Genomic DNA, 24,259 nt, shown 5'->3' with positions numbered 1-24,259 from the left:
GTGGAAAATAGAGCAAATTATTTTTTTGTAGGACTTTTTGTTTTTGGAGTGTTTTTTGCAAGTCTTGGTTTCATACTTTGGCTTGGTGGATACTCTAAAGAAGAAAGTTTTAAGTATTATGAAATTCACACGCAAGAATCCGTTGCAGGACTTGGCATAAAAGCACCCGTAAGGCTTTTGGGCGTGGAAGTAGGTAGCGTAGAAGAAATCAGCATTTACAATCAAGATGAACTCGGCGTTAACATACGCATTAAGGTCAAAAACAATACCCCTATAAAAGAAGACACCTTTGCTACTTTGCAACTTCAAGGTATCACAGGACTTAAATTTGTCCAACTTCAAGGCGGAAGCAAAAATAGCAAAGATTTAGTATCTATACAGGGAAAACTTCCAGTCATTCCTTTTAAAGAAAGTTTTTTAGCAACCATAGACAGACAAAGTGAACATATTTTTTCTTTGGTTAAAACGGCCGATGATAAATCAAAAGAACTTTTAAGCGAAAAAAATCTTAAAAATCTAGAAATCTTTTTGCAAAATCTAGCAGAATTAAGTGCAAATTTAAATGCTAATTCTAAAAATTTAAGCCTTAATCTTTCAAACACAAGTTTAAAAATAGGAAAAATGGCTGATAATATAAGCCTTAGTGCGCAAAATTTCAACTCCAGTCTTAAAGACATAAAAGAAAGCACGATGATTTTAAAAAATTTCATAAAAAAAGCTGATGAAAAATTAAACACTTATGATGATATTAAAGCATCTTTGATGCAAAATTTAGAGCTTTTTAAACGAATTTTAATTGAAAGCAATATTCTAATAGAAAATTTACAAAACAGCCCTGCTGATTTGATTTTTAAAGAAACTAAACCTAAACTAGGACCAGGAGAAAAATAATGCTAAAGCAATTATTCTATATTTTGACTTTTATTTTTATATTATGCGGATGCTCTTTAAGACACGAAACCATCAACAAAAATGAAAATATCATATTAAAAGATGAAGGAATAGACTCAAATATTTTTTTTAAAAAAACCGGTAAAATTCTTAAAATTCGCAATGCAAATGCACCTTGGTATTTAAACTCGCGAGCTATTGTTTATATAGATAATGGTTTTAGCAACAAATACGCACATTATTTCTGGGGAGACTTACCAAGCAATCTTTATTCTTTTTTAATTTTATCAAAATTTGAACAAAGCAATATTTTTACAACCTTACTTTCTTCAACAAGCTCTTTAAATGCGGATTATGCCCTTGAAAGCAGGATTAACTCTTTTGAACAAATTCTTAACAACAATGAAAACTACGCTCAAATTTCTATAAGCGTAAATTTCATAAATCTTGAAAACAATCAAATAATAGCTCATAAAATTTTCAATACTAAAGAAAAAATAGAAAAAAAAGATATCCGCTCTACTTATAATGCTTTTCAAAAAGCCTTAAATAAAATTGGAAATGAGATTGTTTTTTGGGTAAATTCTAATTTATCCTAATTTAGGAACACTTTTTGCTTTTTAAATATTTAGCAATATTTTTGAAAGGTAAACAATGAAAAGTGATTTAGATATATTTAAAAAACACTTAGGCGAAATTCAAAGCGTGAATGAATTTAAAGCAAATCAAATTTGCTCTCAAATCAATGATGCAAATGATTTTATAGGAGCACTTCAAGTACTTGATATGTCTTTAAAAAAAATAGAAAAAAGCATTCTAGAAAGAATAGATGAAAATTCAGATGATATGCAAAAAAGAACTCTTGATGCCACAGCATCACAACTTATACAAAACTGCTCTTTCATGGGAACAGCCCTTTTTGGAAATATTTTCAATGTTTATGTTGGTAAAAAACTTTTTGAATTTGAAATTGCTAATCCACTTTTAATTCTTCAAACAAGTAATTACGAAGGTGTATTAGCCTATATACAAGATAAAAGAGATGAAATAAAAATCATTCTATCAGAGTTAGCAACCGCAATCACCATGGGCGAAACTGTGGATAATGCTGGAATTTATAACTCTACAATGGATTTTAAAAATTTATTTAAATAAGAATAGTAATCATTTGTTCTCTTTAAGCAAATATAATATATTTTAGCTTAAAGAGATTTTCCAAACTCTAAAAGAGAGTTAGGCTACGAATAAAAAGGGGGAGGGAAATAGCCTAACCCAAACGAGATCTTAAAAGATCTCTTTAAACTAAAATAAATATTTAGATAATTTAACAATTTTTATTAAATTATCTAAACCATATTTATGTTTTAGTTTAATACGATGTGACATTTTATTCTAAAAACACTTAATCTGCTATAAAAATATCATTTAGTAACTTAAATTATTAAAGAATATTACTACAATATTATTTAAAAAATTTTAAATTTTTAGAATTTTAAGAAAAAAATATTATTTTTATAATTTAATATCATATCATAGAAAGAATTTCAGCACGCCCATTAATCACAGCAACACAATGTTCATAATGAGCCGCATTAAGCCCATCAATACTTCCAGCATCCCATTTTCCATTATAATGCTTTGGTGTTCCATCTTTTTGGCATATCATAGGCTCTATGCAAAACACCATTCCATTTTTAATTTTAGGGCCACTTTTTGCACTCGCACCTTTTTCTAAATAATTTAAAATTTCAGGCTCTCCATGGGGCTTTCGTCCTATACCATGTCCACAATATCCACGAAGCGGGACAAAACCTCTTGCATGGATAAATTCGCCTAAAGCAGCTGAAAGTTCCTTAAAACGCATTCCATCATGAATAATATCTATAGCATGATATAACGCGTCTTTAGCACAAGAGATTAAAGCTTTATCAGTGGGTGAAACTTCTCCTATAGCAATAGTTCTTGCTGCATCCCCATAATACCCATCAATCAAACTTCCCACATCAAGACCTAAAATATCACCCTCTTTGATAATTTTATCATCTGGAATTCCATGGATACAAACTTGATTTAAAGATGTGCAAATGGCACCTGGAAAACCATAAAGTCCCTTAAATGATGGCTTGGCGCCAAGGCTTAAAATATAATCTTCTGCCATTTTATCGATTTGTTTTAAGCTCATTCCTATTTTAATTTCATTCTCTAAAAAATTTAAAGTTTTTGCTACAATTTGATTTGCTATTCTTAACTTTTCTATTTCATCTGGTTTTTTCAATTCTATCATTTTATTTCCTTATAAATTTAGCCAAATTTTAGCAGTATTTTTTAAAGATTCAACATCGCTTGAAGCATAAAAATGCAATCTTGCTTTATGATTTTTCAAATCTATATTTTCTCTTTCTTTAAGAAATTCAACTATAGCATCTCCTGAATGAATTAATTTTGTTTTATCGCCAAAATACTTACTTAAAGAACGACCTAGTAAAGGGAAATGAGTACAAGCGAGTATCAAAGCATCTGGAGTTGTGATATTTTTAAAATAATACTCCATAGCACTTTGCAAAAAATCTCCTTCAAAAATACCTTCTTCAACCATAGGCACAAAAAGCCCTGTAGCTAAAGCATTTATATTTGTATATCCTTGAAATAATAAACGCTTTTGGTATTCTTCTGATTTAATGGTTGCTTTTGTTGCAATGACTAAAATTTCTTTATTTTTATCATGTAAAGCTTTTATCGTTGCTTCAACCCCTGCATCAATTACACCATATACTGGAAAATGTGCTTTTGCTTTTAAAGCATCTAAAGCATAAGCACTAGCAGTATTACATGCAATGATAAGCATATCAATTTGGAATTGTTCAAAAAATTCCAATGCTTCAAGACAGAACTTTATAATAGTATCTTTATCTTTCACCCCATAAGGAACTCTTGCGGTATCTCCATAATAGATAATTTCATCAAACAGTCTAGCTTCATAAAGAGATTTTAAAACACTAAGCCCCCCTACTCCGCTATCAAATACACCTATTTTCACTTTAATACCTTCTTGCTCCTATATAACGAGCCTTCCAATAAGAACTATTTAACTCGACTTCTTTTACTCCACCTTTAGTAGATAAATGTATAAATTTTCCCTTGCTCGTATAAATACCAACATGCATACCATTTGGCCCTCTACCTGTCTTAAAAAATACCAAATCTCCTGTTTGCAATTTTGATTTAGAAACTTTTCTCCCAGAACCTAATTGAGTTTTTGTAGTGCGAGGTATGCGTATATTAAGCTGAGCTAATGCACTCTGTGTAAATCCTGAACAATCAGCACCTTTTTTAGTAGTTCCACCTAAAACATAAGGAGTTTTTTTCCATTCATTTGCTATAGTTTTAAGTTTTGTTTCTTTATTTGTATTATAAATCGGACGAGTATAGTTTAAATTCTGATAAAAACTACATCCACTTATAAAGAATACAATCGTGATGATGAAAAAAATATGCCTCATCAGTCCCCTTAAGATCGAGTAGCAAAGAATTTAAGATAAATAAAACCCCAAATCCCAGAACAAAATGAAGCTATAAGAATAGCTAAATTATCTGCATAATTAAAAATATCACTGACTTCATACGCCAAGCCATCGATAAACAAACTCATTGTAAAACCAATACCTGTAAGTATACAAACCCCATAAAGTTGTTTCAAATTTGAACCTTGGGGCAAGGCTGCAAATTTAAAGCGGATTGCCAAATAAGAAAACAAAAATACACCCACTTGTTTACCCACAAAAAGCCCCAAGAAAATACCTATACTTACACCTGAAAAAATTGCTCCCATATCGATATTGGATAAATTTACCCCAGCGTTAGCAAAAGCAAATAAAGGCAAGATAACAAAAGTGAGCCAAAATTTTAGACTTTCATAAATTTCTTCTAAAAATGCTTCTCCATTTTTAGTTTGCATCGGTATAAAAAACGCTGTTATGATTCCAGCCAAAGTTGCATGCACACCACTTTTTAAAACACTAATCCAAAGAATAACTGAGCAAATAAAATAAAAAGACTTTCTTGTTATTCCTAAAATATTTAAAACAAGCATTACCAAAATAGCAATTCCTGCAACGACAAAAGCAACTATTGATAATTTTGTCGTATAAAAAATAGCTATAATTAAAATAGCACCCACATCATCAAAAATAGCCAAAGAAAGTAAGAAAATTTTTAAACTTGATGGAATATGCTTACCACACATCATTAAAATCGCTAAGGCAAACGCTGTATCTGTAGCTGTAGGTATAGCCCAACCTTTTAAGGTATAAGCATCTCCTATATTCACCAAAGCAAACAACATTGCTGGTATAAGTATACCCCCTAAAGCAGCCATAAAAGGTAAAACAATATTTTTAGGATTTTTAAAATCCCCATGCAAAAATTCCTTCTTAAGCTCAAGCCCTATAGCAAAGAAAAATATAGATATAAGCCCATCATTTATCCAAAGCAAAAAAGGTTTATTAAGCTCAAATTCACCTACACTAAATCCGACTTTTAAATTTAGAAATTCTCGATAATGTTCGCTAAAAGATCCATTTTGCACAAGCAAAGCAAGCAAAGTACAAACTATAAGTAAAACACCACCAAAAGCCTCATTTAAAACTAAAGTTTTTAATTTATGTACTATATTATTCATTTAACAATCTTAAGATAAATAAAACCAACAATGGCACTTAAAAAACTAGCTATTAAAATAGCAAGTTTATCCGCATGTTCAAAAATATCACTATTTTTATAGGCCAAACCATCAATAAATAAGCTCATCGTAAAACCAATGCCTGTTAAAATACATATACCATAAAATTTTCCATATTTAATATTTTCAGGTAGTTTTGCAAGCTTAAGTTTGATAGCAATAAAACAAAAAGTAAAAACACCTAGTTGCTTTCCTAAAAATAATCCTAGAATAATTCCAAGGCTTACAGGTGAAAATACTGAACCAAGATGCATATCTCTGATATCAATCCCAGCATTAGCAAAAGCAAATAAAGGCAAGATAAAATAAACCACCCAAGGATTTAAATCCTTAAGAACTTCATGCAAATAAGGTTTTTTATTTTTTGTATCAAGCGGTATAAATAAAGAAATAATCACACCAGCCAAAGTCGCATGTACTCCACTTTTAAGCATAGCTATCCACAATACAACACCTACTAACACATACAAAGAAAGATGGGTGATGTGATAATAATTTAACAAAAGCAGAGCAAATATACAAAACAAACAAATAATAATCGCCAAAGCTGAAAGCTGATCTGTATAAAATAAAGCAATAATAACAATAGCGCCCAAATCATCAAAAATAGCTAAAGAAAGTAAAAAAAGCTTTAAACTTGTAGGAATTTTATTTCCTAAAAGCATCAAAATGCCTACTGCAAAAGCTATATCAGTTGCTGTAGGTATTGCCCAACCTTTCATAGCAAAATCATGGGAATAATTAATAGTAGCAAAAATTAAAGCAGGAGTAATCATACCCCCAAAAGCTCCAAATATAGGTAAAGACACAGCTCTTATATTTTTAAGCTGTCCGCGTAAAATTTCATATTTTAACTCAAGCCCTATACATAGAAAAAATATAGCTATCAAACCATCATTTATCCATAAATCCAACGACTTTGAAATTTGAAAATGATCAAATCCTACTGTAAAATTAGCATGAAAAAAATCTGTATAAATAACACTTAAAGAAGAATTTTTACATAATAAGGCTAAAAATGTAAAAAATATAAGCAAAATACCAGGGAAAGTTTCACTTAAAACCATCTTCTTTATCATTTGCATCCTTGCTCCTAAATAAATATTATAAAAATTTAATACGATAAATAAAATGGCAAAATTATAACGAAAAAATACTAAAGAAATAATTATTTAAAAAAACAAGCTCAAGATACCAACAAGTTCTTAAGCTTGTTCTTAAGATATTTAAGCGTAAATATCCAAACCACTAGAGCTAGAAACTTGTGGAGCGGAGGCTTGAGAGACACCTTCCATACCTTCGATGAGTTCATTCATCAATGCCTCGTTTGTGTCCATAGATTTTTTCAAAACTGAAGTATTAACAGCAGTCATTAAATTAGCATTACCCATAGAAACATCTGAAACCATATCATCCTCCTTTTAGATTGAGTCTTAAGACTTTATTTAAATCGGATGATATTTTTAAAACTTAATATTTTTTACTAAACTTTTTAAAATTTTTCAAGGAAACCAATATCTGAAATTAAAAATCATAAATTTTTTAAGATAAAATCCTATTTTAAAAATTTTTACACTATGAAACAATAAGCAAAATATAAATGGTTGGTACTTTTAAAAGTGAATTAAATGGATAAAAATTTATTTCAATAAATTTAAGTTTTATCTTATTTTATACGATTTATAATATAATCAAAAATTACAACTTAAGAAAAAAATGAAAAAAATATCTTAAGTTTAGTAAACATTGTAAACTAAGAGGTTAATGAAATGATACTGGTAACACCTTGTGGCGTTATGGATACCACAAATTTTGGCAAAAGTGAAGTAAATAGGCAAACTATAGATTTTTCTTTAAAATCTCAAGAAAAAAAAGAGAAAGTAGAAGCTGAAGCTGAGAAAGAAGAAGTAAATAAAGACAATAGCGATTCTACAAACACAGATACCAACAAAAAAGATAAACTTTTGGATATATCTGCTTAGTCTAAAATATACTATAGCTATATCTCCTTAAAGAATACGCAATAAATGATTTTTTGATTTTTATTAAGCTTTTAAAACACTAAAAAATGAAAAATTAAAAATACAAAAACAATATCCCAAAGTGCATAGCTTAGAAGAAAGCCTTGCGATACTTAAAAACAACCCATATTAAATCACAAAAATAAGATATATTTAAAAATTTATTAAAATATATCTTAAATATAATTAATAAAAAATATTATCGATACAAAAGCTTATTTTTTAGTTCTATTTAAGATTTTTAATATTATACTAGCCATTATTTATTTTGATAATAAATATTATTTTTATCAAAAACCAAGGGTAATGATAATGAAAATTTTTAAAATTATATTTTTAATTGTAAGTATTTTTTTATCAAGCTCAGCTTTTGCTAGAGTAGATGATTATATTAATGAAGCAAATCTTATCAAAGATATGCTAAAACAAAGCATAGAAACTTACAAAAAGGGTGATAATCTAGGTGCTAAAAAGCTTAGCGAAGATGCGTATTTTCAACATTTTGAAAATATGGAAGGCCCTATAGGAAGAAACATAGGAAGAAAAGCCATCACCATGGAGCGTAAATTTGTAAATTTGCGTCGCATGTATAAAGATGAAGCTCCTTTAACACAAATTAATGCTTTAATTGATAGTCTTTATTATGATCTTGATGAAGTAGCCCCAATCTTACAAAATGGATATCGTTTAAAAGCAGAAGCAAGCGATACAAACTATGATAAGGCTAAAGCTGAAAAATCAAGCCTAGAAGCCAATGCCAAACGCGAAGCTGATGCAGAAGCTTTAATCGCACAAATGATGGGCGTGGATAAAAAAGATTTAGCACAAAGCTCTTTAACCACCCAAGTTCCTACACCTACAAACAACGATGCGAGCAAACTTACAGATGATAATGCAAGCGCTGATTTACAAGCTGCTGCTGCAATGGACGCAAGATTGCAATTTATACTAGATAATATCTCTACCAAATTTTCACAGGCAGCTAATGCTTTTAAAGAAAAAAACTACCAAGCTAGTAAAGATTTTTTAAATGATGCCTTATTTAGTGATTATCGCAATACCAAAGTAGAAATTTTAGTAAATAAATTTACCAAAGCAGGAAACGATCAAAAAATTCAACAAGCCATACGCACCCTTATACGCCAAATCAACGATGCAAAAATAGATGAAAAAGACTTAAGAAATGGCTTAGATAACATAGAAGAACAAATTTTTGATGTTTTCTTACAAATTCCAAATTCAGAACTTTCAAGTTTGCAAATTTCAGGCTTTAATGATGAAACAAAAGGCAAAGATTATGCCAAAGTTTCTAATGATATCAAACTTGCCTTAGATGGAATTTTGAAACATTATGATGGCTTTAGCGCTTCTATAGTAGATGATTTGCAAGGAATTTATCTAGATACTTTTGAAGCAAGCGGTATGGAAAATAAAATCGGTGCTGTAGATAGCGGCTTAAAACTTAAAATAGAAAGTTTATTTTCCAAAGGCGTAGCACTGATTAAAGCAAGTGCAGATAAAAAAGAGCTTGAAGCTACTTTTAATGACTTAGAACAACTCATAGCAAACAGTGTAGATAAAATTCAAGATTCCACCCCTTATTCGTTGTTTATATGGGCTTTAGGCATTATTTTGCGTGAAGGCTTGGAAGCTTTGATTATCGTTGTAGCCATTGTTTCTTATCTTGTGCAAAGTGGCAACAAAAATCGTCTAAATATCGCCTATAGTGCTCTTTTTACAGGAGTGATTTTAAGTTTTATTACCGCTTTTGGAGTTTCTTGGCTATTCAAAGAAAATGCAGGACAAAGTAGAGAGCTTATAGAGGGTATTACCATGCTTATAGCCGTATTACTACTCTTTTATGTGGGCTTTTGGCTACTTTCAAACGCACAAAATAAAAAATGGACAAGCTTTATCAAACAAGGTGCTATAGATGCTATATCAAACAATAGTGCAAAAACCCTTTGGATCACCGTATTTTTAGCTGTTTATAGAGAAGGTGCAGAAACTGTGCTTTTTTATCAAGCCTTGCTTTTTGATGCTAAAACAAGCACTGATTTTAGTGCTGTTTTTGGTGGGCTTGGACTTGGAATTTTAATACTTATTGTTTTATATTTTCTTTTAAAAGCAGGAGCCATTCGCATACCTGTAAAACAATTTTTCTATATCACTTCTTACATTATTTTTTACATGGTTTTTGTTTTTACAGGCAAAGGCATAGCTGAACTCATAGAAGGAAAAGTCATCATTCCTAGTCTTATACCTATGAATTTTGAACCGATTTTATGGCTTGGAATTTATCCTTACTATGAAACCTTAATCCCTCAATTTATAGCTTTGATCATGCTAATTATTGGCATTTTAATAACAAAACAAATTTCAAAAAAAGGAGTAGAATCATGATAAAAAAAGTTTTATCAGTAGTTGCTGCAGCTGCGGTTATTAGTACAAATTTATTTGCAGGCGAAGTGCCGATCGGCGATCCAAAAGAACTTAATGGCATGGAAATAGCCGCTGTTTATTTACAACCTATTGAAATGGAGCCAAGAGGTATTGATTTAGCTGCATCTTTAGCAGATATTCACCTAGAAGCTGACATTCACGCACTTAAAAACAATCCAAATGGTTTTCCAGAAGGTTTTTGGATGCCTTATTTAACTATAGCTTATGAACTTAAAAATACCGACACAGGTGCAATTAAACGTGGAACTTTGATGCCTATGGTGGCTGATGATGGTCCTCACTATGGTGCAAATATTGCTATGGAAAAAGATAAAAAAGGTGGCTTTGGCGTAGGAAATTATGAACTTACTTTTTATATCTCAAATCCAGAAAAACAAGGTTTTGGACGCCATGTTGATGAAGAAACAGGCGTGGGCAAGTGGTTTGAGCCTTTTAAAGTAGATTATAAATTCAAATACACAGGCACGCCAAAATAATTTTACGCTCGGATTTTCCGAGTGTTTAAATATTTTTATTTTTATTTGAAAAAATTAAAATAACAATGTTTAAAGAGTAAATTATGAGTATATATTTTGTGCATTTTCTTATCAGTGTTTTGCCACTAAGTATTTTAATAGCCTTTATCACTCCTGATAAAAAATATATTTTTAAAAGTTTTTTAGTAGTTTTTTTGGGCTTTTTATTTGGATATTTTGCTTTTTTTATCGCGGCACAATTTTTAAAAACCGAAAATTTAATCTTTAATTTTGATTTTGTTTTTATAGGTTTATTGCTAGTAAGCTTTATATTTTATTTTTGGAAAAAAATTGAAATTTTAAATTTTATTTTATTAGGAATTTTAAGTTTTTGCACCGCTTTGCATTATTATTTTTTAAGTCAAGATTTCCCTATTTTTACTAGCTCTTTAATCGATAGCGAAGGTATAAGCTCTTTAGGTTTTATTGCTTTAGCCTTGCTTGTTTGTATTTTGATTTTCTTCTTTTTAAAATGGCAAAAAAATTTTAATCAAAAAACAAGCTTTATGCTGTTTTTACTGCTTATCCTTATAGAAAGCGATAAAGCTCTAGCCAATATCTTGCTTACTTTAATGCGAAATTCCATCATAGAAACTCATGCTTTTTTGGTGAGTTTTGTAGGAAAAAGTAATTATTTTGGTGTTTTTGGAATTTATGTTTATTTAATTTTCATCACTTTTTTAGCATTCTTAAGCTTAAAAATTCGCAAAAAAAATATAAGCAAAAAACAAATTTTAGATATAAATTATCGCAAAAATGAAGCTAAAACAAGTCTTATTAATCGCTATTTTTCCAGTGTTTTTATCTCCTGTGTTATAAGTTTTTGCATTGTTTTATACTTTTTTATGGTAAGCTCTAAGCCTTTAACCATAGATGAGCCTAAAGAAATTTTACCCGATAAGAATGGCAAATTTATCTTTGATATAGCTCTTTTAAGGGATAACAAACTCCACCGCTTTGCTTATATCAGTGCTGAAGGCAAAGTGATAAGGTTTTTTCTTATCAACAAAAGAGAAGATAAGGATTCTCCTGTAGCTGTTTTTGATGCTTGTATGATTTGTGGAGATATGGGCTATATCAAAAAAGATGGACAACTCATTTGCATTTCTTGCAATGTGCGTATTTTCTTGCCTAGTGTAGGCAAAAGCGGGGGTTGCAATCCTATCCCACTCAAATACGAATACGATGGTAAAAAAATCACCATAGATGTTAAAGATGTAATAGCAGGATCTAATTATTTTAGTCAAATCAAAGAAATCGAAGTGCAAGATCCTGTATCAAAAACAAAAATTATAAACACCCAAGCTCCTTTTTCTTATAGCTATAAAGGGATTACTTATTATTTTTCAAATCAAAACAACTATGAAGAATTTAAAAAAGATCCTGCAAAATATGTAGAAGAAAACGAAGCCCAATTTTTAATCCAAAGGAGAAACGATGTTGGCTAAAATGATTTTTAACTCTATATTTAAAAACAAAATTCAAAAATTTTTAGCCTTTCTTACTTGTTTTTTAGCCACGCTTTTACTCTCTACTATGCTAAATATTACCCTAAGTATAGGCGATGAAGTAACTAAACAACTCAAAAGCTATGGCTCTAATATCCTTGTTTTACCCAAAGGCTCAAGCCTTAGTATAGAAATAGGTAATGAACTTTATGAACCCTTAAAAAACAAAAACTACCTAGAAGAAAAAAATTTATATATGATCAAAGACATTTATTGGCGTAACAACATCACCGCACTTGCTCCTTTTTTAGAAGGTAAAATCGCAATTGAAAACTCCCAGCAAAAAGCACTTATTTATGGCACTTATTTTCAAAAAGCCATAAAAATTAAAGATGATGATGATTTTATCACAGGTATAAAAAGTCTTTATCCTTATTTAGCAGTCCAAGGGGAATGGGCAAAAGATGATAGCAATGAAATCATGCTAGGCGAAGACTTTGCTAAAAACAATAAACTAAAATTAGGAGATACTATCAAACTCATAGGAGAAAACAATCAAAGCAAAGAAGCAAAAATCGTAGGCATTTTACTTCATGCCAATCCTAAAATGTCAAATAAAATCATCGCTCCTTTAAATTTAGCTCAAGATTTACTCAACAAACAAGGGCTTTACTCAAGTGCAGAAGTAAGAGCTTTTACCATACCTGAATCAGCCCTTTCTGAAAAAGTGCGTCGCATGGGCGAAGAAAAATTAGATCAGTTAGAATATGACAAATGGTATTGCTCAGCTTATGTAGGCTCAATCGCTAGTCAAATTAGTGATGGCTTACCAGGTGCTGATGCAAAAGCTCTAAATGCTATAAGCGATGCTCAAAGCTTGGTGGTTAAAAAGATCCAATCCTTAATGGGCATTACTTGTATTATTTGTCTTATTGTTGCAAGTATTGCGATTTCAAGTCTGATGAGTTCTGAAATTCATCGTAGAAAAAAAGAAATAGGACTTTTAAAAGTACTTGGTGCTAATACTTTTCAAATTTATCTCATCTTTGCTAGTGAAAATTTAATCGTAGCTTTATTTGCTGCTTTATTTGGCTTTATTTTTGGCACAGCACTTTCTCAAATCATCAGCCTTAGCATTTTTGGATATTTTATTGATATAGCCTTTGTAGCTTTACCTTTAAGCTTTATTTTTGCAGGACTTATTGCCTTGCTAGGTTGCTTGCTTCCTATCAAAAATATCACACAACTTTCAGCTGCAGGAGTGCTTTATGGTAGATAAGTTTTTCCTTAATGAGCTTTTTAAAAGCATTAGCTTTTCTTATCAAAGACTTTTTATAATAGTTTTAAGTGTTTTTATAGGAGCACTTACTTGCTCAGCTTTTTTAAATATTTATTTTGATATTGACACCAAACTTTCTAAAGAATTAAAAGCCTATGGAGCAAATGTAATGATAAGCCCGAAGCAGGATGAAAATTTTATCTCCAATGCTGAGTATGAAAAAATAAAAGAAAATTTAAAGGCTAGGGCTTTAACTCCTTTTTTGCATGATTTTTTAAATTTAGGTAGTACAAGCGGAGTGGTTTTAGGCACTGATTTTAGGGCTTTAAAAATCACTAAACCTTTTTTAGAAGTTAAAGAAGGAAGCTTTTCTCTAAATGATTTTGATGAAAATTCAGCCTTTTTAGGGGTTAATTTAGCCAAGCAACTAGGCCTAAAAACAGGCAATGAACTTCAAATTTACAATCCAAACAACGGAAAAAGCATAAAACTTACCATAAAAGGCATACTTTCAAGCAATGATGAATTTGATAGCATTGTTTTAGCCCCTTTAAGCGTGGTGCAAAATTTAAGCGATAGAGCCGGTATTAACTATGCTAATGCTGTAGTTTATGGAAATTTTGATGAAGTTAAAGCCAAAACACAAGCAATCAACAATGAATTCATCGATGCAAAACCTATATCTTCAGTATCCTTAAGCGAAGGTTTAGTACTTGGAAAAATCAAAGCTTTAATGTTTTTAATCATACTTGTAGTATTGATCATAGTCACCACTAGCGTTAATACGACCTTAAGTTCTATTATATTTTCTCGCAAAAAAGAAATCGCACTGCGTTTAGCCTTGGGTGCAAAAAAAAGTGAAATTTTTAAACTTTTTGCTAGTGAATGCTTTATAGTAAGTTTTTTTGCTAGTTTAATCGGAGCTTTTTGTGGGATATTTTTAGCCAATGTCTTTGGTTATTTGATTTTTAATTCTAGTATTGATTTTAGATTTATAGCTGTTTTTATAGCCTTAATCATTTCTTTGATTTTTGCCTTTTTGGCTGCATTTTTTCCTATAAAAAGAGCATTAAAAATCAATGTGTGTGAAAATTTGAAAGGTGAATGATGAAAAAAGAACTTATTAAAATAAACAACTTAAATAAAGAATTTGGCAAAGTTAAAGCCTTAAACAATATCAACTTAAGCGTCTATGAAGGAGAATGGCTTGCCATCATGGGTCCATCAGGAAGTGGAAAATCAACGCTTTTAAACATACTATCACTCATGGATACTCCAAGCTCTGGGGAGTATATCTTAGACAATGAAAACCTAGAGCAAATGGATGAAGAGCAAAAAATCACCTTGCGTCGTGAAAAAATAGGACTTGTCTTTCAACAATTTCATCTTATCCCCTATCTTAACGCCTTAGAAAATGTTATGCTCTCTCAGTATTATCACTCAAGCGTAGATGAAGAAGATGCTAAAATGGTTCTTGAAAAAGTAGGACTTTCACATAGACTCACTCATTTACCTAGCCAATTAAGTGGCGGGGAACAACAAAGAGTTTGTATAGCAAGAGCTTTGATCAACAACCCAGAGCTTTTACTCGCAGATGAACCCACAGGGAATTTAGATGAAGCCAATGAACAAATCGTTCTTCAAACCTTGCAAAAATTAAAAAATGAAGGTAAAACCATAGTTTTAATCACACACAATCCTGATTTAGCCAAATTCGCAGATCGAACCCTTATCTTACAACATGGGGTGTTAAAATGAAAAAAAGCCTTTTAATCTTAAGCATTTTGTTTTTGCTCAATGCTTGTTCTTTTGAAAATTCAAAAGATACTGGAAAAGTTGGAGAAAAAAGCGCTGAAATTTCAGCTAAAGATACTTTAGGAAAAGCTGTAAAACTTGCTGATGATAATACAAGTTTAAAAGTCTTAGTCTTTTTTCAAAATGGCTGCCCTTCTTGTTTAAAAGAACTCCCTTCTTTGGATGAATTCATACAAAATCACCCCAATAAAATCAGTGTTTATGCTATAAATTCCATCGATAATGCCAATGTGGTTAAAGTTTTAGCCGAACAATTTGACTTTAAAAATGTAAAAGTTTTAAAAGACGATCTTAAAATCACCAATGATCGTTATGCTGTGTTTGCAACCCCTACTACCATCATCATTAAAGATGGGATGATAAAAGATAGAATTTTAGGAGAAAAACCATGGGAATTTTTCGAATCCAAGCTTATTTCTTTGCTTTAATCATAGCTTTATTTTTTGTAGCTTGTGATAGTGGAGAAAATTTTAAAGCTTTAAATAGTGATAAAACCTATAATTTTGCCTACAATGGTTTTGAAAAAAGCCTAAAAATAAATGATAAAGCACAAAATTTTGCCTTAATATTTTTCACAAAAGATTGTGGAGTTTGTAAAGAACAAATTCCTATTTTACAGAATTTGGCTAAAAATTATGATTTTAATATCTTTGTGGTTTTAGGCGATGCAAATGATGCAAATGATGCAAAAGCTTGGGCTGATGAAAAAGGTTTATCTAATTTAGCAATGTTTTATGAAAAAAGAGCAGCTAAATACCTTTCAAGTGCCATTGGGGAAATATATGGAGTACCTGTGCTTAGTTTTTTCAAAGAAGGAAAAATGGATGAAAAATTCATAGGCTTAACTCCTTATAGCATACTTGAAAAAGAAATCAAAAAAGTAAAAAGCTAAAAATTTACTTTAAAGCTTTTTATCTCCTATAAAATATCCATAAAGCTCATAGCTTCCATCTTTTTTCATCAAAATTACAGGATATTTTTCACTATAACCTTGTTCCATTCCTGGGCTTCCTTGCGGCATGCCAGGAGCTGAAATTCCTATAACATCTTTAGGTTTGTTTTCAAGCAACCATGCTATGGCACTTTCAGGAACATGCCCTTCAATAGCATAGCCTTCGATCACACCCGTATGGCAACTTTGATACTCATCTTTTATACCCATTTTTTCTTTGATTTTAAGAAAATCATTGGTTTTATGAATACTAACCTCATAACCCTTAGCTTTCATATAATCAACCCAAAGATCACAACAGCCACAAGTAGGACTTTCATAAACTTGTATTTCCTTAGCCTGCGTAAGAGTGAGTAAAAAAAGAATGGTTAAAATTGTTTTTTTCATAATTGCTATCCTAAGTAAAAAATATGTAATAATACTTTTATAAAGTTAATACCATCACATTTTTAACACTAAAAATGAATTTACAAAAATTTAATCAAGAAAAAGATTTTTAATGGGTGCTGATTTTGTCTTTACGGCAAAGATATAAAAGATAAAACGATTTTAAAAAAAACTAGAATTTTTTAACTTAAAAAGCTTAAAATTTAGATATACTTTATACTTACTATGTTTTTTCATAGTATGTTCTAATAGTGGATTTCCACCAAGAGTGAAAACTCAAGGCGGATTTTTATTTGCAATATTTACTTAATAGAATAATTATGATCGCTTGTTCCTCCACATAAATATCCCTTCTTATCAAAACTTGCAATTTCGCAAGAAAGAGTAGAGAGCTTAGCTCTTTTACCATCACTAGTTAATATAAGAACTTGTTTATAATAAACATAATTGCTTTTATCTGAATATATTTTTTGTATTATAGCTTGAGTTGAATTATAAGTTCTTGGATCAACTTTTGCAACAATATCTGCTTCATAAAAAGTTGCCTTTTTAAAAAGTGGCTGATCTATAATTGGTTTGATGCTCTCTTGGAAATATTTGTTTTGCATTTCGCTTGCTGAAACTGGAACTAAATCTTTTTTATTGATAACTATCAAATCTGCAAATGCTGACACATTTAAAGCAACTAAAGCTGCTAAAGCTAAACCTAATTTTTTCATTTTATCTCCTTGAATTGAATTTTGTATATTTTAATTATTTTTCAAATCTTTTGCAAGATAATTTTTAAATTTATCTAAATTAAATTTGCATTTTATCTAACAATCATAAGAAATTTTAAAATGAAATAAAAATTTATGAGAAATCAACTCTTGTTTGAAAATAATAAAAGTAAGTGGTGCGGATGAAAGGACTTGAACCTTCACGCATTGCTGCACCAGATCCTAAGTCTGGCGTGTCTGCCAATTTCACCACATCCGCTAAAGTGGTACGCCCAAGAGGATTCGAACCTCTGACCTACGGCTTAGAAGGCCGTTGCTCTATCCAGCTGAGCTATGAACGCATATAAAATCTGGTGGTGCGCCCGATAGGAATCGAACCCATAACCTACAGATCCGAAGTCTGTTGCTCTATCCAGTTGAGCTACGAGCGCTTAGTGGGGTGAGTGATGGGAATTGAACCCACGACCCTCAGGACCACAATCTGATGCTCTAACCGACTGAGCTACACTCACCATTTTGTATAAATTTATAAAAAATGGTCGGGGTGAAAGGATTCGAACCTTCGGCCCCTTGGTCCCAAACCAAGTGCGCTAACCAGACTGCGCTACACCCCGAATAAATAAAAGGAAATATTTTATCACAAAATAATTTTAAAGTCAAGGATTTTCATCTCTTATTCTTAAAAAAACCGGAAAGCGAGGTAAGGAATTTTTGGTCAATCCATTAAATTTATAAGTCACAATACTACCAATTTTTGGAGGATTTTTTCTATCTTCATCTTTTAAACCACTGCCTATTTTAATGATTTGTCCATTAGGCATTTTACAAAGTAAGGCACCTACTTGATTTTCAAATTTACCCTTACCCTTGCGAAATCCTACCAACTCACATTCTGCATCATCATAGGGTTTTAATTTCATAGCATTTTTACTTCTGCCTTTTTCATAAGGACTTAAATTTTTGCGTATGACAATACCTTCACCTTGATTTTTTATAATGCTTTCGTAAAATTGATTTAAATTATTTTGATTTTCAACTGGAATTTGAGGAATAATTTTTATATAGGCACTAGGATATTTTTGCAAATACTCTTCTAAAACAGCCAAACGATTTTTAAGAGTACAAGTAGAAATTTGAAATTCTTCGCAAGCATTTGGCACATCAAAAATATTATAAGTTACTTCCTTCCATAAGGTCAAATTGCTATCGCCACTACGAATTAAAGCTGAAATTTCATCAAATTTATTTCTTGCTATCCAAAGCTCACCATCAATAGCAAAAGGAGGGAAATTTTTTGTAAAAAAGTCAGGAGTTTTTATTTGGTAATTTTGGCGAGTTTTTAGATATTTCCCATCCCAAATTCCACGCACTCCATCAAGTTTTTCGCTCATCAAATAAGCATTAAAATCTTTAGAGTTAAAATCTTGCTTATCGAATTTGCTAAGAAGTAAAATTTCATTAGCAAAAACTAAACAAGCACAACATATTAAAAAAATAAATCTCATCAAAGCAGATTAATCATATATCCAGTTGCATCTTTTTGAATATTATAATTATAAGTTCCATCAAGATATATTACAAGTCGATAATATCCTTTATGAGATCCAAAGCCTATGCGTTTAAAAATAGAATTGCTAAGGCGTATGTTTTTTGTAGGGCTAATCAAATTAGACCTAAAATCTATAACGATTTTGCTCGGATTTCCTACTGAAAAATCTGTGATCATTTCATCACTAGTGTTAAGTTTTATTTTGTTTTTATAAACCGCGTAAGAAATAAAATCATAAATCTTTGCAACCTGTAAAGGTATTTCAACATTGGCTGTTGAGTTTGATTCTTGTTTAGAGCTATTTTTTTCAGGTATAGTAACTGAAACATCGAGTACTTTTGAAGGATCAGGGCTTTTAAATCTTGATATAGTATAAGTATCGTGCCAATCAATACTTTTATTAACATCTAAATCAATCTTATCTTCACTTCCGTCTAAATTGATATAATTAAAAGTGATGCTTTTTAAAATTCTTGCACTAGAATTAAATTTAACTTCCTCTTTTTGAAATTCAGGTGGAGCAACCAAGGTTATATTTTGATCTGCCTTGAAAGGATTTTCATCAGAATATAAAAGAGAGGTAAAAATAAAAAATATTGCTAAAATTCTAGTTTTCATTTGGATATAATCCTTTTAATTCAAAATAATCTTTTTGTGCTTTAGCGTTTTGTTCTTTAAGTAAAATAATCTTTTTATTAAGCTCTTCTTTGGTATTTTCTAAGCTTAATAAAGTATCCAAAGAATACTGCCCAAAAAACATATTGCCAAAATAAATCGCTCCAATTACAACAAGAAAAGCCCAAAAAATCATTTTTATAACATGGGTATAAAAACTTTTTTTTCTTGTGCTTTCATCGTATTCTTTAAGTAAATCGCTCAGAGCTTTTCTCCTAAGTATTCATCGCTTTCAAGTTCAATTTCAAGCAAGCGATTGTATTTTGCGGTTCTTTCGCCTCTTGCTAGAGCTCCTGTTTTGATTTGTCCTGTATTTAAAGCTACGGCAAAATCTGCTATAAAAGCATCTTCACTTTCGCCGCTTCTATGACTCATCACACATTTATAGTTATTTCTTTGCGCTAAACGCACAGTTCTCATAGTTTGGGTAATAGTTCCGATTTGATTTGGCTTGATAAGTACAGCATTTGCCATTTTTTTGATGATGCCTTCTCTTAAAATATCTTCATTGGTTACAAATAAATCATCACCCACAAGCTGAATTTTATTGCCCAATTTTTCAGTAAGCTTGATCCAACCTTCAAAGTCATTTTCAGCTAAGCCATCTTCGATACTGCAAATTGGATATTTTGCACAAAGTTCTACATAGCGTTCGATCAAATCCTCGCTTGAAAAAGCCTTGCCTTCCATGTGGTATTTGCCATCTTTGAAAAATTCTGTACTTGCTACATCAAGAGCGATTTTTACACGATTTTCATAACCTGCTTTTTTGATACAAGTCATTAAAAGATCGATAGGTTCTGTGTTGTTAGCTAAATTTGGAGCAAAACCGCCTTCATCACCTAAAGCCGTAGAATGTCCAGAATTTGCGAGTTCTTTTTTTAATATCGCATAAATTTCACAAACTGAACGCAAAGCTTCTTTAAAACTAGTAAAACCAAAAGGCATGATCATAAATTCTTGAAAATCTACATTGTTGTTTGCATGAGCACCGCCATTTATGATATTACACATTGGTACAGGCAAAATGCTTGCATTTGCACCACCTAAGTAGCGATACAAAGGCATTCCCAAAGCAGCCGCAGCTGCACGAGCTGTTGCCATAGACACGCCTAAAGTCGCATTTGCGCCTAAATTTGAGTAATTATTTGTTCCATCAAGCTCACGCAAAGTATCATCAAGTTGAGTTTGATTAAAAGCATCTAGCCCTAAAATTTCATCTGCAATGGTTTCATTGACATTTACAACAGCTTTTAAAACGCCTTTTCCGCCAAATCTTTCATCATTATCACGCAATTCTAAAGCCTCTTTTGAACCTGTACTTGCACCACTTGGAACTATGGCCGCACCTACACTTCCATCGCTTAGCGTAACTTCAGCTTTTACGGTTGGGTTTCCTCTACTATCAAGAACTTCATAGGCTCTAACATCTTCAATTACTAACATTATTCTTCTCCTTCGTCATCTTCGCTACCGCTGAACATACCTTCTATTCCCATAGAATTTTGAATCGCTTTTGTGATTTCATCTGCAATTTCAGGGTTTTCTTTTAAGAAAGCTTTTGAGTTTTCTCTACCTTGTCCAAGTTTTTTATCTTTATAAGAGAACCACGCACCACTTTTATCTACGATATCAAGTTTTACACCGTAATCAATCAACTCACCTTCACGGCTTAAACCCTCTCCAAACATCACATCAAATTCAGCTTGTCTGAATGGAGGAGCAACTTTATTTTTAACTACTTTTACTTTAACGCGGTTTCCTATAGGTTCTTCGTTTTGTTTTAAGGTTGCTACTTTTCTAACATCTAAACGCACAGAAGCATAAAATTTTAACGCATTTCCACCTGTTGTGGTTTCAGGAGTACCATAACCCATAGCGCCGATTTTCATACGAATTTGGTTGATGAAAATTACTGTGGTATTCATTTTATGAACTATACCTGTAAGTTTTCTTAGAGCTTGAGACATAAGTCTTGCTTGAAGTCCTACATGTTGATCACCCATATCGCCTTCAATTTCTGCTTTTGGGGTAAGTGCTGCAACGCTATCTACTACGATAAGATCTACTGCACCACTTCTTGCTATAGTTTCTACAATTTCTAAGGCTTGCTCTCCAAAATCAGGTTGTGAAACATATAAATCATCTGTATTTACACCTAAATTTTTAGCATATTTTACATCAAGCGCATGTTCTGCATCGATAAAAGCACAAACTCCACCTGCTTTTTGGCATTCTGCGATAATGTGTAAAGTTAGAGTGGTTTTACCTGAACTTTCAGGCCCATAAATTTCTATGATTCTTCCTTTTGGAACACCGCCTATACCTAAAGCAAGATCAAGCCCAACTGAACCTGTACCTATGCTATCGATTTGCTCGACTTCTTTATCCCCTAGTCTTAAGATAGTGCCTTTTCCAAAGGTTTTATCTAAACTTTTTAGGGCAGCATCTAGGGATTTTCTTTTATTATCATCCATAACTTTCCTTAAAAATTCTAAATTTTTAGTTAGAATTCTAACAAAATAAAATTAAATAATGGTTTATTTTGCTAGAATTAAAGCAAAGATTTACAAGGAAGCATAGATGAAAAAAATTACTATTGCACATTCTCCTGATGCTGATGATATTTTTATGTATATGGCTATTAAATTTGGGTGGATGGGGAATGATTTTGCTTATGAAAATACAGCTTTAGATATACAAACTTTAAATGAATTTGCCTTGAAAAATGAATTTGATGCTACAGCTATTTCTTTTGGGCTTTATCCTTTAATCGCTTCTGAGTATGCGCTTTTACGCACAGCAGTGAGTTTTGGCGAAGGTTATGGGCCAAAACTCATCAAGAAAAAAGATACGCATTTAAAAAGAAATTTTAAAGTCGCTTTGAGTGGAGCAAATACCACCAATGCTTTGATTTTTCGTATGAAATATCCTGAAGCTAGAATTATTTATAAGAATTTTTTAGACATTGAAAATGCAGTTTTAAGTGGTGAAGTAGATGCAGGAGTTTTGATCCATGAAAGCATTTTAGAATTTGATCAAAGTCTTTGCGTGGAAGCAGAACTTTGGGATATATGGCTTGAATTTGCTAAAGAAAATTTACCTTTGCCTTTAGGTGGAATGGCTTTGCGTCGCTCTTTGCCTTTAAGCGATGCGATTAAGATCGAAAAGGATTTAACCAATGCTGTAAAAATCGCCGATGCAAATCGTAAAATTTTAGCCCCTATGCTTATGGAAAGAAAACTTATCCGTGTTGATGAAGAAAAACTGGATACTTATCTTAATCTATACGCCAATAAAAACTCCATTAGCATGAATCAAACTCAACTTTTAGCTGTAGATACGCTTTTTAAACTAGGATATGATTATAAATTTTATGATAAAATCATACATGTAAATGATTATCTTATCCCTAGCGAATACGAAGAAGTTAGAAATTCTTAAAAAGGATAAAAATGGATGAAAGTACCTTAGTTGCTCTTGGAGTGCAAACCTTTAAAATCACACTTTTACTTTCCTTGCCTATGCTTTTAGCAGGGCTTATTGCAGGGCTTGTAATCAGTATTTTTCAAGCAACTACACAGATTAACGAAATGACACTTTCTTTTGTTCCTAAAATCATCTTGGTTGTAGTTGTTTTAATCTTTTTAATGCCTTGGATGACTACAACTATGATTGACTTTACTGAAAACATACTAAATCAAATTCCAACTTTTATCAAATGATCATTGATTTTAAAAAATACTCTTCTGTGCGTATAGGAAATGAATTTGAAGTTTTAGTTTTGGATCAAATTTGTGATTTTGATGGTTTTTTAATAGGCGGCGCAAATAACCTTTTAGTTAGCCCAAAACCTAAAAATATAGGAATTTTAGGAGATAGTTTTGATTTTATACAAATTTTAGATCAAAATAAAGATTTTATACATCTTCGCATAGGCTGCAAAACAAAATCAAGCAAAATGTATCGTTTTGCCAAAGAAAATAATCTTAAGGGTTTTGAGTATTTAAGCAAAATTCCTGGTACACTTGGCGGGCTTTTGAAGATGAATGCAGGACTTAAAGGAGAGTGCATTAGTCAAAATTTAATCAAAATTGCTACTTTTCAAGGCGAAATTTTAAGAGAAAATATAAATTTTGATTATCGTTTTTGTCCTTTAAATATGCCTTTTTTTTGGGCTGAATTTAAACTAAATTTTGGCTTTGATACCCTTAAAGATAAAACTTTAAAAAATGCAAGGAGCAACCAACCTAGTGGGGCAAGCTTTGGCTCTATCTTTAAAAATCCAAAAAACGACTTTGCAGGACGTTTAATCGAAGCTGTAGGACTTAAAGGATTTAGCAAGGGAGATGCTATGTTAAGCGACAAACACGCAAATTTTTTAATCAATAAAAAAAATGCAAGTTTTGAAGATGCGTTTTTTCTTATCGAATTAGCTAGAAAAAAAGTCTTTGAAGAATTTGGCATAAACTTAGAAAATGAAGTGATTATAATCTAAACACAGAAAACAATAAAAGTCTAAAAATTTACTCTTAATCTAACTTTAAATAAAACATAAATTCAAACAATATAGTTTTATTATAATAAGTATTTAATAATATTTTAAGTATAACTATTTTAATATTCTGTCGTTTTATTTTGTATTTTATATTATTTTTAAAAAATATAATATATAGAACAAATTATAAAGGGAGGAAATTCTTATGAAAAATATCACATTAACTAAAACACCTATAGGAGAGGGTAAAGAATCCTGTTTAAATTCTAAAAAGATAGTTTTATCTTTGGCTGCTATTTCTTTCTTAGC

28 protein-coding genes and 5 tRNA genes are annotated in these 24,259 nt (G+C 31.1%); 15 read left to right on the top strand and 18 right to left on the bottom strand.

All coding sequences use genetic code 11. From position 1 onward, the window contains the following. Genes AJ932_RS09360 through AJ932_RS09350 form a run of 3 tightly spaced genes read left to right on the top strand, consistent with a single transcriptional unit; the run spans window position 1 to window position 2,046 of the window. A complete protein-coding gene (locus AJ932_RS09360) occupies window positions 1–891 on the top strand; it encodes an MlaD family protein (RefSeq protein WP_002862284.1) in 891 nt (296 codons plus the stop codon). Next, window positions 891–1,490: an ABC-type transport auxiliary lipoprotein family protein gene (locus tag AJ932_RS09355; protein ID WP_002862285.1), complete on the top strand. Its 600-nt coding sequence runs from the start codon at window positions 891–893 to the stop codon at window positions 1,488–1,490. The genes AJ932_RS09360 and AJ932_RS09355 overlap by 1 nt, the downstream gene beginning before the upstream one ends. 55 nt (window positions 1,491–1,545) lie before the next feature. Beyond that, window positions 1,546–2,046: a flagellar FLiS export co-chaperone gene (locus AJ932_RS09350; protein ID WP_002862286.1), complete on the top strand. Its 501-nt coding sequence runs from the start codon at window positions 1,546–1,548 to the stop codon at window positions 2,044–2,046. 370 nt (window positions 2,047–2,416) lie between these two features. On the opposite strand, the gene map is transcribed toward AJ932_RS09350, so the two are convergent. The 6 genes from map to AJ932_RS09320 all read right to left on the bottom strand — a co-directional run bounded on the left by map (window position 2,417) and on the right by AJ932_RS09320 (window position 7,038). Then, window positions 2,417–3,175: a type I methionyl aminopeptidase gene (gene map, locus AJ932_RS09345; protein ID WP_002856112.1), complete on the bottom strand. Its 759-nt coding sequence runs from the start codon at window positions 3,173–3,175 to the stop codon at window positions 2,417–2,419. Window positions 3,176–3,184: 9 nt separating this feature from the next. Further along, window positions 3,185–3,928, bottom strand: coding sequence for a glutamate racemase (gene murI, locus AJ932_RS09340; protein ID WP_002862287.1), 744 nt, complete (start codon window positions 3,926–3,928; stop codon window positions 3,185–3,187). Window position 3,929: 1 nt separating this feature from the next. Beyond that, window positions 3,930–4,391 carry a C40 family peptidase gene (locus AJ932_RS09335; RefSeq protein WP_002862288.1) on the bottom strand — a complete coding sequence of 154 codons (462 nt, stop codon included), beginning with the start codon at window positions 4,389–4,391 and terminating at the stop codon, window positions 3,930–3,932. A gap of 8 nt (window positions 4,392–4,399) precedes the next feature. Continuing rightward, window positions 4,400–5,569: a Na+/H+ antiporter NhaA gene (nhaA, locus tag AJ932_RS09330; RefSeq protein WP_070277993.1), complete on the bottom strand. Its 1,170-nt coding sequence runs from the start codon at window positions 5,567–5,569 to the stop codon at window positions 4,400–4,402. Further along, window positions 5,566–6,714: a Na+/H+ antiporter NhaA gene (gene nhaA / locus AJ932_RS09325; protein WP_032603391.1), complete on the bottom strand. Its 1,149-nt coding sequence runs from the start codon at window positions 6,712–6,714 to the stop codon at window positions 5,566–5,568. Before nhaA (AJ932_RS09325) ends, nhaA (AJ932_RS09330) begins: the two co-directional genes overlap by 4 nt. A gap of 141 nt (window positions 6,715–6,855) precedes the next feature. After that, the gene (locus AJ932_RS09320; RefSeq protein ID WP_002856010.1) at window positions 6,856–7,038 is read right to left on the bottom strand and encodes a YjfB family protein; all 183 of its coding nucleotides are present in this window, start codon (window positions 7,036–7,038) and stop codon (window positions 6,856–6,858) included. Window positions 7,039–7,398: 360 nt separating this feature from the next. Here AJ932_RS09320 and AJ932_RS09315 point away from each other — a divergent pair, with 360 nt between their 5' ends. From AJ932_RS09315 to AJ932_RS09275, 9 genes are all read left to right on the top strand, one after another. Next, window positions 7,399–7,611 (top strand): hypothetical protein, encoded by a 213-nt coding sequence (locus AJ932_RS09315; protein WP_002862290.1) that lies wholly within the window; start codon window positions 7,399–7,401, stop codon window positions 7,609–7,611. Window positions 7,612–7,962: 351 nt separating this feature from the next. Further along, entirely contained in the window at window positions 7,963–10,053 is a 2,091-nt protein-coding gene (locus AJ932_RS09310) for an FTR1 family protein (RefSeq protein ID WP_070277995.1), read from the top strand. Continuing rightward, window positions 10,050–10,589, top strand: coding sequence for an iron transporter (locus AJ932_RS09305; protein WP_002778842.1), 540 nt, complete (start codon window positions 10,050–10,052; stop codon window positions 10,587–10,589). Before AJ932_RS09310 ends, AJ932_RS09305 begins: the two co-directional genes overlap by 4 nt. Window positions 10,590–10,672: 83 nt before the next feature. Beyond that, a complete protein-coding gene (locus AJ932_RS09300) occupies window positions 10,673–12,076 on the top strand; it encodes a Fe-S-containing protein (RefSeq protein WP_070277996.1) in 1,404 nt (467 codons plus the stop codon). Further along, window positions 12,066–13,355, top strand: a complete 1,290-nt coding sequence (locus AJ932_RS09295) for an ABC transporter permease (protein WP_044779903.1) — start codon at window positions 12,066–12,068, stop codon at window positions 13,353–13,355. Before AJ932_RS09300 ends, AJ932_RS09295 begins: the two co-directional genes overlap by 11 nt. Beyond that, window positions 13,345–14,463, top strand: coding sequence for an ABC transporter permease (locus tag AJ932_RS09290; RefSeq protein WP_070277997.1), 1,119 nt, complete (start codon window positions 13,345–13,347; stop codon window positions 14,461–14,463). Before AJ932_RS09295 ends, AJ932_RS09290 begins: the two co-directional genes overlap by 11 nt. Then, the gene (locus AJ932_RS09285) at window positions 14,460–15,113 is read left to right on the top strand and encodes an ABC transporter ATP-binding protein (protein WP_002860103.1); all 654 of its coding nucleotides are present in this window, start codon (window positions 14,460–14,462) and stop codon (window positions 15,111–15,113) included. The genes AJ932_RS09290 and AJ932_RS09285 overlap by 4 nt, the downstream gene beginning before the upstream one ends. Further along, entirely contained in the window at window positions 15,110–15,598 is a 489-nt protein-coding gene (locus AJ932_RS09280; RefSeq protein ID WP_002851267.1) for a TlpA family protein disulfide reductase, read from the top strand. Before AJ932_RS09285 ends, AJ932_RS09280 begins: the two co-directional genes overlap by 4 nt. Next, on the top strand, window positions 15,559–16,062 hold the full coding sequence (locus AJ932_RS09275) for a TlpA family protein disulfide reductase (RefSeq protein ID WP_070233505.1): 504 nt from the start codon (window positions 15,559–15,561) through the stop codon (window positions 16,060–16,062). The genes AJ932_RS09280 and AJ932_RS09275 overlap by 40 nt, the downstream gene beginning before the upstream one ends. Before the next feature lie 9 nt (window positions 16,063–16,071). On the opposite strand, the gene AJ932_RS09270 is transcribed toward AJ932_RS09275, so the two are convergent. The 12 genes from AJ932_RS09270 to recA form a co-directional block, all read right to left on the bottom strand. Continuing rightward, complete coding sequence (locus AJ932_RS09270; RefSeq protein ID WP_044779906.1) at window positions 16,072–16,509, bottom strand: DUF411 domain-containing protein; 438 nt, start codon at window positions 16,507–16,509, stop codon at window positions 16,072–16,074. 302 nt (window positions 16,510–16,811) lie between these two features. Further along, the gene (locus tag AJ932_RS09260; protein ID WP_070209896.1) at window positions 16,812–17,228 is read right to left on the bottom strand and encodes a hypothetical protein; all 417 of its coding nucleotides are present in this window, start codon (window positions 17,226–17,228) and stop codon (window positions 16,812–16,814) included. 174 nt (window positions 17,229–17,402) lie between these two features. Next, window positions 17,403–17,487: transfer RNA gene (locus AJ932_RS09255), tRNA-Leu, on the bottom strand. Window positions 17,488–17,492: 5 nt separating this feature from the next. Next, window positions 17,493–17,569, bottom strand: a tRNA-Arg gene (locus tag AJ932_RS09250). A gap of 13 nt (window positions 17,570–17,582) precedes the next feature. After that, window positions 17,583–17,659 (bottom strand) — tRNA-Arg (locus AJ932_RS09245). A gap of 4 nt (window positions 17,660–17,663) precedes the next feature. Beyond that, window positions 17,664–17,740 (bottom strand) — tRNA-His (locus AJ932_RS09240). Between the two features lie 24 nt (window positions 17,741–17,764). Continuing rightward, a tRNA-Pro gene (locus tag AJ932_RS09235) sits at window positions 17,765–17,842 on the bottom strand. A 42-nt stretch (window positions 17,843–17,884) separates the two neighbouring features. Then, entirely contained in the window at window positions 17,885–18,733 is an 849-nt protein-coding gene (locus AJ932_RS09230; RefSeq protein ID WP_070261512.1) for a DNA ligase, read from the bottom strand. Continuing rightward, window positions 18,733–19,395 (bottom strand): glycoprotein CgpA, encoded by a 663-nt coding sequence (cgpA, locus tag AJ932_RS09225; protein ID WP_070277998.1) that lies wholly within the window; start codon window positions 19,393–19,395, stop codon window positions 18,733–18,735. Before cgpA ends, AJ932_RS09230 begins: the two co-directional genes overlap by 1 nt. Continuing rightward, window positions 19,385–19,588 carry a hypothetical protein gene (locus tag AJ932_RS09220; protein WP_002839177.1) on the bottom strand — a complete coding sequence of 68 codons (204 nt, stop codon included), beginning with the start codon at window positions 19,586–19,588 and terminating at the stop codon, window positions 19,385–19,387. Before AJ932_RS09220 ends, cgpA begins: the two co-directional genes overlap by 11 nt. Before the next feature lie 65 nt (window positions 19,589–19,653). Continuing rightward, complete coding sequence (gene eno / locus AJ932_RS09215; RefSeq protein ID WP_070277714.1) at window positions 19,654–20,898, bottom strand: phosphopyruvate hydratase; 1,245 nt, start codon at window positions 20,896–20,898, stop codon at window positions 19,654–19,656. After that, on the bottom strand, window positions 20,898–21,929 hold the full coding sequence (gene recA / locus AJ932_RS09210; RefSeq protein ID WP_002862302.1) for a recombinase RecA: 1,032 nt from the start codon (window positions 21,927–21,929) through the stop codon (window positions 20,898–20,900). The genes eno and recA overlap by 1 nt, the downstream gene beginning before the upstream one ends. 106 nt (window positions 21,930–22,035) lie before the next feature. Between recA and AJ932_RS09205 the strand changes: the two genes are divergently transcribed. The 3 genes from AJ932_RS09205 to AJ932_RS09195 are packed head-to-tail and all read left to right on the top strand — an operon-like array spanning window position 22,036 to window position 23,950. Next, window positions 22,036–22,896, top strand: coding sequence for a menaquinone biosynthesis family protein (locus AJ932_RS09205; RefSeq protein ID WP_070274047.1), 861 nt, complete (start codon window positions 22,036–22,038; stop codon window positions 22,894–22,896). 11 nt (window positions 22,897–22,907) lie between these two features. Further along, window positions 22,908–23,177 (top strand): flagellar biosynthesis protein FliQ, encoded by a 270-nt coding sequence (gene fliQ / locus AJ932_RS09200; protein ID WP_070261516.1) that lies wholly within the window; start codon window positions 22,908–22,910, stop codon window positions 23,175–23,177. Then, entirely contained in the window at window positions 23,174–23,950 is a 777-nt protein-coding gene (locus AJ932_RS09195; protein ID WP_070261517.1) for a UDP-N-acetylmuramate dehydrogenase, read from the top strand. The genes fliQ and AJ932_RS09195 overlap by 4 nt, the downstream gene beginning before the upstream one ends. Window positions 23,951–24,259 lie beyond the last annotated feature (309 nt).

The sequence above is a fragment of the Campylobacter sp. BCW_6873 genome (assembly GCF_001762365.1).
GTDB classification, from domain to species: Bacteria; Campylobacterota; Campylobacteria; order Campylobacterales; family Campylobacteraceae; genus Campylobacter_D; species Campylobacter_D jejuni.
Note: the sequence above shows the minus strand (reverse complement) of the source record. Positions and strands in the feature narration are given on the sequence as shown.